This window comes from Neobacillus bataviensis, from assembly GCF_019969725.1.
Genome location: NZ_JAHXYW010000035.1, coordinates 1 through 2,962 on the forward strand (window position 1 = coordinate 1; position 2,962 = coordinate 2,962).

General features: G+C 52.7%; 1 rRNA gene. It reads right to left on the reverse strand.

The window, feature by feature from the left end:
- Window positions 1–10: 10 nt before the first annotated feature.
- Window positions 11–2,945, reverse strand: a 23S ribosomal RNA gene (locus tag LC455_RS30780).
- Window positions 2,946–2,962 lie beyond the last annotated feature (17 nt).

The following is a 2,962-nucleotide window of genomic DNA, read 5'->3' on the forward strand; positions in this document are numbered from 1 at the left end:
TTCATATGACTTGGTTAAGTCCTCGAACGATTAGTATCAGTCAGCTCCACACGTCACCGCGCTTCCACCTCTGACCTATCAACCTGATCATCTTTCAGGGTTCTTACTAGCTTGACGCTATGGGAAATCTCATCTTGAGGGGGGCTTCATGCTTAGATGCTTTCAGCACTTATCCCGTCCGCACATAGCTACCCAGCGATGCCTTTGGCAAGACAACTGGTACACCAGCGGTGCGTCCATCCCGGTCCTCTCGTACTAAGGACAGCTCCTCTCAAATTTCCTGCGCCCACGACGGATAGGGACCGAACTGTCTCACGACGTTCTGAACCCAGCTCGCGTACCGCTTTAATGGGCGAACAGCCCAACCCTTGGGACCGACTACAGCCCCAGGATGCGATGAGCCGACATCGAGGTGCCAAACCTCCCCGTCGATGTGGACTCTTGGGGGAGATAAGCCTGTTATCCCCGGGGTAGCTTTTATCCGTTGAGCGATGGCCCTTCCATGCGGAACCACCGGATCACTAAGCCCGACTTTCGTCCCTGCTCGACTTGTAGGTCTCGCAGTCAAGCTCCCTTGTGCCTTTACACTCTACGAATGATTTCCAACCATTCTGAGGGAACCTTTGGGCGCCTCCGTTACTCTTTAGGAGGCGACCGCCCCAGTCAAACTGCCCACCTGACACTGTCTCCCACCCCGATCAGGGGTGCGGGTTAGAATTTCAATACAGCCAGGGTAGTATCCCACCGACGCCTCCACCGAAGCTGGCGCTCCGGCTTCTCAGGCTCCTACCTATCCTGTACAAGCTGTACCAAAATTCAATATCAGGCTACAGTAAAGCTCCACGGGGTCTTTCCGTCCTGTCGCGGGTAACCTGCATCTTCACAGGTACTATAATTTCACCGAGTCTCTCGTTGAGACAGTGCCCAGATCGTTACGCCTTTCGTGCGGGTCGGAACTTACCCGACAAGGAATTTCGCTACCTTAGGACCGTTATAGTTACGGCCGCCGTTTACTGGGGCTTCGATTCAGAGCTTCGCTTGCGCTAACCCCTCCTCTTAACCTTCCAGCACCGGGCAGGCGTCAGCCCCTATACTTCGCCTTGCGGCTTCGCAGAGACCTGTGTTTTTGCTAAACAGTCGCCTGGGCCTATTCACTGCGGCTCTTCGAGGCTATTCACCTCAAAAAGCACCCCTTCTCCCGAAGTTACGGGGTCATTTTGCCGAGTTCCTTAACGAGAGTTCTCTCGCTCACCTTAGGATTCTCTCCTCGCCTACCTGTGTCGGTTTGCGGTACGGGCACCTTTTATCTCGCTAGAGGCTTTTCTTGGCAGTGTGGAATCAGGAACTTCGGTACTAAATTTCCCTCGGCATCACAGCTCAGCCTTATGGTGAACGGATTTTCCTATTCACCAGCCTAACTGCTTACACGCACATATCCAGCAGTGCGCTTACCCTATCCTCCTGCGTCCCCCCATCACTCAAACGATAAAGAGGTGGTACAGGAATATCAACCTGTTGTCCATCGCCTACGCCTTTCGGCCTCGGCTTAGGTCCCGACTAACCCTGAGCGGACGAGCCTTCCTCAGGAAACCTTAGGCATACGGTGGACGGGATTCTCACCCGTCTTTCGCTACTCATACCGGCATTCTCACTTCTAAGCGCTCCACCAGTCCTTACGGTCTAGCTTCAACGCCCTTAGAACGCTCTCCTACCACTGACACCTACGGTGTCAATCCACAGCTTCGGTGATACGTTTAGCCCCGGTACATTTTCGGCGCAGAGTCACTCGACCAGTGAGCTATTACGCACTCTTTAAATGGTGGCTGCTTCTAAGCCAACATCCTGGTTGTCTAAGCAACTCCACATCCTTTTCCACTTAACGTATACTTTGGGACCTTAGCTGGTGGTCTGGGCTGTTTCCCTTTTGACTACGGATCTTATCACTCGCAGTCTGACTCCCACGGATAAGTCTTTGGCATTCGGAGTTTGTCTGAATTCGGTAACCCGATGAGGGCCCCTAGTCCAAACAGTGCTCTACCTCCAAGACTCTAACTACGTGAGGCTAGCCCTAAAGCTATTTCGGAGAGAACCAGCTATCTCCAAGTTCGATTGGAATTTCTCCGCTACCCACACCTCATCCCCGCACTTTTCAACGTGCGTGGGTTCGGGCCTCCATCCAGTGTTACCTGGACTTCACCCTGGACATGGGTAGATCACCTGGTTTCGGGTCTACGACCACATACTCAATTCGCCCTATTCAGACTCGCTTTCGCTGCGGCTCCGTCTCTTCAACTTAACCTTGCATGTAATCGTAACTCGCCGGTTCATTCTACAAAAGGCACGCTATCACCCATTAACGGGCTCTAACTACTTGTAGGCACACGGTTTCAGGATCTCTTTCACTCCCCTTCCGGGGTGCTTTTCACCTTTCCCTCACGGTACTGGTTCACTATCGGTCACTAGGGAGTATTTAGCCTTGGGAGATGGTCCTCCCTGCTTCCGACCGGATTTCACGTGTCCGGCCGTACTCAGGATCCACTCAGGAGGGAACGAAGTTTCAACTACAGGGTTTTTACCTTCTATGACGGACCTTTCCAGATCGCTTCATCTACCCCGTTCCTTTGTAACTCCATGTTGAGTGTCCTACAACCCCGAAAGGCAAGCCTTTCGGTTTGGGCTGTTCCCGTTTCGCTCGCCGCTACTTAGGGAATCGCGTTTGCTTTCTCTTCCTCCGGGTACTTAGATGTTTCAGTTCCCCGGGTCTGCCTTCAATACCCTATGTATTCAGGTAAAGATACTGCTCCATTACGAGCAGTGGGTTCCCCCATTCGGAAATCTCCGGATCAAAGCTTACTTACAGCTCCCCGAAGCATATCGGTGTTAGTCCCGTCCTTCATCGGCTCCTAGTGCCAAGGCATCCACCGTGCGCCCTTTCTAACTTAACCTAAAAGGTTTTACTCTA